This is a genomic window from Phormidium sp. CCY1219 (genome assembly GCF_035615515.1).
In the GTDB taxonomy this organism is placed as follows: domain Bacteria; phylum Cyanobacteriota; class Cyanobacteriia; order Cyanobacteriales; family Laspinemataceae; genus CCY1219.
This window is the reverse complement of the sequence record NZ_JAJENT010000486.1, coordinates 1-6,378: the sequence shown is the minus strand read 5'-3', so window position 1 is coordinate 6,378 and position 6,378 is coordinate 1. Positions and strand designations below refer to the sequence as shown.

7 protein-coding genes are annotated in these 6,378 nt (G+C 52.0%); 3 read left to right on the top strand and 4 right to left on the bottom strand.

Going from position 1 to position 6,378, the window contains the following annotated elements; translation table 11 throughout:
- Nucleotides 1-242 precede the first annotated feature (242 nt).
- On the bottom strand, nucleotides 243-368 hold the full coding sequence (locus LKK83_RS12770; protein WP_324631529.1) for a hypothetical protein: 126 nt from the start codon (nucleotides 366-368) through the stop codon (nucleotides 243-245).
- A 453-nt stretch (nucleotides 369-821) separates the two neighbouring features.
- On the opposite strand from LKK83_RS12770, the gene LKK83_RS12765 reads away from it, so the two are divergent.
- Entirely contained in the window at nucleotides 822-1,190 is a 369-nt protein-coding gene (locus tag LKK83_RS12765) for a hypothetical protein (RefSeq protein ID WP_324631528.1), read from the top strand.
- A 68-nt stretch (nucleotides 1,191-1,258) separates the two neighbouring features.
- Here the strand turns inward: LKK83_RS12765 and LKK83_RS12760 are convergent, their stop codons facing one another.
- Entirely contained in the window at nucleotides 1,259-2,452 is a 1,194-nt protein-coding gene (locus LKK83_RS12760) for a calcium-binding protein (protein ID WP_324631527.1), read from the bottom strand.
- 432 nt (nucleotides 2,453-2,884) lie between these two features.
- On the opposite strand from LKK83_RS12760, the gene LKK83_RS12755 reads away from it, so the two are divergent.
- Nucleotides 2,885-4,351, top strand: coding sequence for a phosphoglucomutase/phosphomannomutase family protein (locus LKK83_RS12755; protein WP_324631526.1), 1,467 nt, complete (start codon nucleotides 2,885-2,887; stop codon nucleotides 4,349-4,351).
- 63 nt (nucleotides 4,352-4,414) lie between these two features.
- Nucleotides 4,415-5,011: an RdgB/HAM1 family non-canonical purine NTP pyrophosphatase gene (gene rdgB, locus LKK83_RS12750; protein ID WP_324631530.1), complete on the top strand. Its 597-nt coding sequence runs from the start codon at nucleotides 4,415-4,417 to the stop codon at nucleotides 5,009-5,011.
- Nucleotides 5,012-5,174: 163 nt separating this feature from the next.
- Here rdgB and LKK83_RS12745 read toward each other — a convergent pair whose 3' ends face one another.
- Together LKK83_RS12745 and psb28 are read right to left on the bottom strand one after the other, a co-directional pair.
- Nucleotides 5,175-5,513, bottom strand: coding sequence for a P-II family nitrogen regulator (locus LKK83_RS12745; RefSeq protein ID WP_324631525.1), 339 nt, complete (start codon nucleotides 5,511-5,513; stop codon nucleotides 5,175-5,177).
- A gap of 244 nt (nucleotides 5,514-5,757) precedes the next feature.
- Nucleotides 5,758-6,114 carry a photosystem II reaction center protein Psb28 gene (psb28, locus tag LKK83_RS12740; protein WP_324631524.1) on the bottom strand — a complete coding sequence of 119 codons (357 nt, stop codon included), beginning with the start codon at nucleotides 6,112-6,114 and terminating at the stop codon, nucleotides 5,758-5,760.
- Nucleotides 6,115-6,378 lie beyond the last annotated feature (264 nt).

Below are 6,378 nucleotides of genomic sequence, written 5' to 3'. Positions count from 1 at the left end.
CCCTCGTAGGGCTTAGGCTGGTCAGCTACCTAAAGTCAGGGACTAGAAGCCCCGTCTCTTTAGAGCGGGGTGCTGACGGTCAACCTCAAATTTATTCACTGGACAATTTCACGAGCGATCGTGAAATTTACGATGGCCTTTCGGGTGTTTAAAACTCCTGGGTCAGGGATTTTACTGTCCCAGGGCTGAGTAAAATTACTCAGCCAATCTTGGCAGGCGATCGCCTCGAAAGAATGCCAAACTCAATCGGAATCCGGATCGGTTGGCGTCGGTTTTACACTCTTCAAATAGGCTGCGATCGCGCGTGGCGCGATCGCTCCCTCAAAACAGCTTCCGCCGCTTTCTTGACGGGAATTTACTCTTGCCATAGGCGATCGAGAAATCACTGGCCGGCGCTTGACCCTCCATCTCCTTATCGAAGATGCACATTCAAGCTTCACAGACCCAGCTTTCTACTGCGGTGCAAGATGCCATAGAGCATTGTACCGAAAAACCGGGATCGTAACTCAACGCTTTTCCCTTTACAATCAGCAATCGGATTGCTTCGCGGGAGTAACCTTGATTGATAAAATGCCACGAAGTAGGTCTTTTGTGAAGCCCTTTTTCGCAGAAGGGGGAACGCCCCTTCTGCGATTCCACCCGCTTCACCCCCCCCGACCCCCTGGCGGGTCGAACCCACCGCATCTGGCTCGAGCGGGGGCTAACTCCATCCCTCGCCCTGTGCCACTGTGGAAAAGCGCCTGGGGGTCCCCAGGTACACACTCTATCACCCACCTGGATCTCCATTCACACTCCCATCGTTGTCAATCAACCGAAAAAATATGAACCGCAATCGAGAGTTTGACCCCCAAGAAAAGCCCCGCGATTTGACCGCAATTATCGAGGAAATTCGCACCTTGGCTCACAAGGAACGCGATAATTGTCTGGCGCTTTTACATCTGCTGCGAACCATCGAGCAACTCCATCGCGATATTCGGGATAGTTTATTTTTGGAAGCTTTGCCGGACAATCGCCAAGCCCTTTATGCCCTGTTGCGCGATATCGAAGCCTCTGGCGGTTGGCCTTACATCGAACGCATGAAAGTGCGCTCCATTGTTCGGCATTTAATCCCGGAACTCGGTGAAGATTCCCCCAGTCCCCCCGCCCTTTCTTCAGACAATTATACCCTCGAATCTGAATCCGAGGGTTAATTCGTCGCGCACCCTAATGGCAACCGCCTTCCTTTCTTTGGCGCTTTTTTTAAGCGGTTAATTGCCGTTTAAAATAAACTTAATTCCGAACTTTCGGTAGGCAGAAAACTGGTGCTGGCTGAGAAAAATCCAAATGGATCTTCGGTTCCATTCGTATCGTTATTTTCATCGGTTCCATTTCCTTCGTCCGTTTCGTTTGAACCTTCGTCGCCAAGCAAATCGTCAAACCCAATCGGAGAATCCTCGGTGTCATCGCCATCCCCTCCATCATCGGAGGGCGGTGCTGCTGAAACCGGTTCTCCGGTGAGGGTCACAAAATCCGCCGACCGGATACTCGATGCCACCACATCGGGCAATATCGCCACCACTCGTTCGCTCTCGGTAATCAAAATGACCGTGCTTTGATTCAAACTATTATCCGGACCGACATTGGTCACATTCACGAAGGAGAGTTCGGCAAATTGCAACTCTTCTTGGTCGATCGCAAAGAAATCTTCTTGCCCGTTAAAATCCGTAATCAAATCTACACCGAAATTTTTCTGCAACACAAAATAATCGGTGCCGGTATCCCCGGTCAAAGTATCTGCACCTAAATCCCCATATAACCAATCACTCCCCGCGCCACCCACTAAAATATCGTCATTGCGACCGCCGCGCAAGGTGTCTTCTGCTTCTCCCCCATCTAAACTATCATTCCCTTGATTCCCATTGAGAAAGTCACTGTCTAAATCCCCAAATAATCGGTCGTTGTCATCTAACCCAAACAAACTATCTTCATCCCGTCCCCCATACAGGGTATCATCCCCTTCTGCGGCGAAGAGCAAATCGTCGCCTCTATTGCCGAATAAAATATCGTCGCCGTCTTCCCCAAATAGGGTATCGTCTCCCTCTCCGGCATAAATCGTGTCGTCATCTGCTCCGCCTTGCAAGGTGTCGTTATCTTGCCCGCCAAACAACATATCTCTTCCCGGGTTGCCTAATACCAGGTCGTTGCCGTCTTCTCCATAGAGGGTATCGTTATCTAAATCCCCAAATAAAGTGTCGTTTCCACCCCCGCCAAATAGGATGTCGTTCCCTTGTCCGCCGCGCAAGTTATCGTCACCTTCAGCGGCGCGAATAATATCAGCGGCTTGGTTGCCATTGATAGAGTTATTGCCCGGACCCCCGTCGATGATGTCTTCACCATTCAGACCGAGTATCGTGTCGGATTCAATGGTTCCCGTTAAAGTGTCCGGTGTCGGCGTTCCAATTATGTTTGCCATCTTCGATAGAATACTCCCAAATCAACCACAATCAAAAAATCGACTCAATTCTGCTACGGAATCAGACTGATTCTAAAGTTCCCACTCATTCTATCAATATTGACACCCACTCGGATGCGCTCTTGCCAGAGTCTTGTCTAAACCCTAGCCTTGCTGCATATTTCCTGGGGAGTTTCTAGTCGCGCGCTCCCCCGCTATCTTCCCCCACAAAACGCCGACTTCCTCAAAGTTTAAAAAATCATAAATTCTGCCGATAACGGATTGAGTTTGACTCAGATTTTTTGATAAAATGTTTAAATACTTCCGGCGGGATGATTCACGGCGCAAGGGGGAAACCTAAATCAATCGGTTTCTCCTTTGAAAAGGCTCATCTACCATTCCAACCACCCGAGCCTACTCTTTAACCCGCGTAGTTTTTTGAGGCATATCCTTATGAGTTCTCCAACTTCTGTTCTCCCAGTCCTAGATCCGCCGATTAAGTTTGGCACCGATGGCTGGCGGGGGGAGATCGCCGCAGATTTTACATTCGATCGCGTGGCCAAAGTGGCACCCGTGGCAGCCCGAGTTCTGGAACGAGTCTATGGTTCGACCACGGCTCATCGTACCATTATCGTTGGCTACGATCGCCGCTTTATGGCAGAACAGTTCGCTCAGGTTGCGGCACAATCCATCCAAAACGCCGGCTTTGACGTGCGTCTGTCGCAAACCTATGCCCCCACCCCGGCATTTAGTTGGGTGGCGAACCAACAACAAGCCCTCGGCGCAATCGTAATGACCGCCAGTCATAACCCAGCCCCCTATTTGGGACTCAAAGTCAAGGGGGCATTTGGCGGATCCGTGCCTCCGGAAGTCACCAAACAAATTGAAGCGCTGCTCGAAACCCCCCCGGAAACCGCACCTGCCCCTACCCCAGGCACCCTGGAACGCTTCGATCTGTGGCCGGATTACTGCAAAATGCTGCGCGAAAAGGTGGATATCGACGCCATTGCCCGTGCCATCACCGCCGGAGAACTGACAGTATTTGCCGATGTCATGCATGGGGCGGCGGCGAGTGGTTTGGCGCAAATTCTCCAAGTGCCGATCCGCGAAATTAATGGCGATCGCGACCCCCTGTTTGACGGCGGCGCACCGGAACCTTTACCGCGCTACCTCTCTCAACTTTTTCGTTTGATGCGAACGCACCGCCGCAGCCACAACAGCCTCTCGGTGGGCTTCGTCTTTGATGGCGATGCCGATCGAATCGCCGCCGTGGATGGGGATGGCAATTTCCTCAGCTCCCAAAGCTTGATCCCCATCTTAATCGAACACCTCGCCCAACGTCGGGGCTTCTCGGGGGCAGTGATTAAAACCGTCAGTGGTTCGGACTTAATCCCCAAAATCGCCAAATTGTATGACCTCCCAATTATGGAAACCCCCATCGGCTTCAAATACATTGCCGATCGCATGTTAGAAAACCGAGTAGCGATCGGGGGCGAAGAATCCGGAGGCATCGGTTATGGCACCCACATCCCAGAACGGGATGCCCTGCTCTCTGCCCTCTACTTGCTCGAAGCCATCGTCAAGTCGGGTTCGGATTTGGGCAACCTCTACACTCAATTGCAAGATCGCACCGAGTTTCACTACCGTTACGATCGCCTGGATTTGCCCCTCACCAGTCTAGCGGTGCGCGATCGTCTGCGCGAGCAACTCTCGAGCCAACCCCTCAAAGAAATTGCCGGACACTCGGTGATGGACTGTCTGAGCATCGATGGCTACAAGTTCCGTTTGGCCGATGGGCGCTGGCTCCTGATTCGCTTTAGCGGAACCGAACCGGTGTTGCGTCTATACTGTGAAGCTCCCACCATGAAGGAGGTTCGCGAAACTTTAGCCTGGGCGAAAGAATGGGCCAGTCACGTTTAATTCCCGGTTTGAGGGTTGACACTGGTTGTCTATCGTAAATCTATCGACGGCTTAAGGATGAATATGGAAGGCTCTGCGGACAATTTAACGCCAATGGTGGTTGCCACGAGCAACTCGGGCAAGCTGGAGGAAATGCAGCAGTATATGGCAGATCTCGGCTGGGAACTGGAACTCAAACCCGAGAAATTAGAGGTAGAGGAGACGGGGGAGACATTTATGGAAAATGCCTGTCTCAAGGCTTCAACGGTAGCGTTAGCCACGGGGAAATGGGCGATCGCCGATGATTCGGGTTTGGAAGTGGACGCCCTCGACGGGGCACCGGGCATCTATTCCGCCCGCTATGGCAAAACCGATCGAGAGCGGATCGAACGCCTGCTCTTCGAACTGGGAAACGAACTGAATCGCGAGGCCCAGTTTGTCTGCGCGATCGCGATCGCCCACCCGGATGGTTCCATTGCCCTGCAAGCGCAAGGCGTCTGTCAAGGCAGAATCCTCCACCAACCGCGCGGTCACAATGGCTTCGGCTACGACCCGGTTTTCTATCACCCGCAACAACGTCAGACCTTTGCCGAAATGACCCCCTACACCAAACAACGTCTCAGCCATCGCGGCAAAGCCTTTGAAATCCTAGTGCCTCAACTTTCGACCTTGAGGCGATAAAAAACCCCACTCAGCGGCAACGCAGAGTGGGTTGAAGGGGGAAGGATAAAGCCAAAGGTGGAAATAAACCGCTGTGGCTGTGGGATGGCATAAAGCCGGAGGAAACGTTTCGCTCCGGACACCCCAGGGTTAAGACTTGAAACTTTCCCTTCTCCCCCATCCCCTAGATGGCTTCCCGGTTCCGCTCTCCGGTTCGAATGCGGACGATTTCCTCCACCGGGGCGATAAAGATTTTCCCATCACCGATTTCCCCGGTGCGCGAGGCGGAGACAATTTTATCCACCACCATATCCACCATATCGTCATCGATGACGATTTCGACTTTCAGCTTTTGCAGAAATTCCACGGTGTACTCGGAACCGCGATAACGCTCGGTTTGGCCTTTTTGCCGCCCAAAGCCTCGGACTTCCGAAACGGTCATCCCTACAACCCCCGCATTCACGAGGGCGATTTTAACTTCGTCGAGTTTAAAGGGCCGAATAATTGCTTCTACTTTTTTCAAGCTTTTGACTCCTCAGGCTGTTTTACTGCTTAATTCTGATAACCCGCATCGTACCTTAGTATCACCGCCACGCGAAGTTTTTTTGTAGTTTTTGATACAAAATTGCCTCAGCGATCGCCGATTGCCATTTCCAATTTTCTCTCCCCCCCTCGCCCCCCATCGTGCCAAAGCCCAGTTGACAATCACAAATCACTGGGAAAAATGCCGATCGCTTCGAGGTCGAACATCCCCTGGCGATCGCCCTCTAACCTCCAGGGGTCTGAAACTCAAACCCATGCGCCTCGGCGTAGCGATGCAAAAATCTCATCACCCTTTCCCACGCCTCCTCTGACATCACGTCAAACGCGCATTCCGCTTGCGCCAAATTATCATCATCCACAAATTTGAACTTAATTCCATTCGGCGTGACTTCGATTTCCCCTTCCTCGTCGCGCAACCACAACCGATCCACTTGATTCACAAAACTGCGCCCCTTTTCCATCGCCAAAACCCGCTCGAAAAACAGCACCACAGTTTTCGTCCCCGACTGGCGACCTTTGCGGAGGCTAATCCCACTGATTTCTTCATCCACTCCGTTAATAAATTGTACCGATACTGCCATAATCTGTGCCCCCATAAACTGGTTTTACTAACCTACTATTTTCCCTCTCGATGCCCGATCTGGCATAATTTTACCCAGAGGTTGCTCTGTGGTGGGCCTCATTGGGCATTTCTCTGGAGATGCCGTCGGTGAGCCACACCACTCGGTGCCGGGTTTTGGCTACCTCTGCGTAACGAAAAGGAGATAGAGGTCAGGAACCCCATCCCTAAAGGGAGGGGCTTGGTAAGACTTTATTTTCCCAAGCTCACCTGACCAGAAGACCAG

Bases quoted from the DNA above. Each gene is read 5' to 3' on its own strand.
- LKK83_RS12770 (WP_324631529.1), bottom strand. From the start codon at position 368: ATGGCAAGAGTAAATTCCCGTCAAGAAAGCGGCGGAAGCTGTTTTGAG.
- LKK83_RS12765 (WP_324631528.1), top strand. From the start codon at position 822: ATGAACCGCAATCGAGAGTTTGACCCCCAAGAAAAGCCCCGCGATTTG.
- LKK83_RS12760 (WP_324631527.1), bottom strand. From the start codon at position 2,452: ATGGCAAACATAATTGGAACGCCGACACCGGACACTTTAACGGGAACC.
- LKK83_RS12755 (WP_324631526.1), top strand. From the start codon at position 2,885: ATGAGTTCTCCAACTTCTGTTCTCCCAGTCCTAGATCCGCCGATTAAG.
- rdgB (WP_324631530.1), top strand. From the start codon at position 4,415: ATGGAAGGCTCTGCGGACAATTTAACGCCAATGGTGGTTGCCACGAGC.
- psb28 (WP_324631524.1), bottom strand. From the start codon at position 6,114: ATGGCAGTATCGGTACAATTTATTAACGGAGTGGATGAAGAAATCAGT.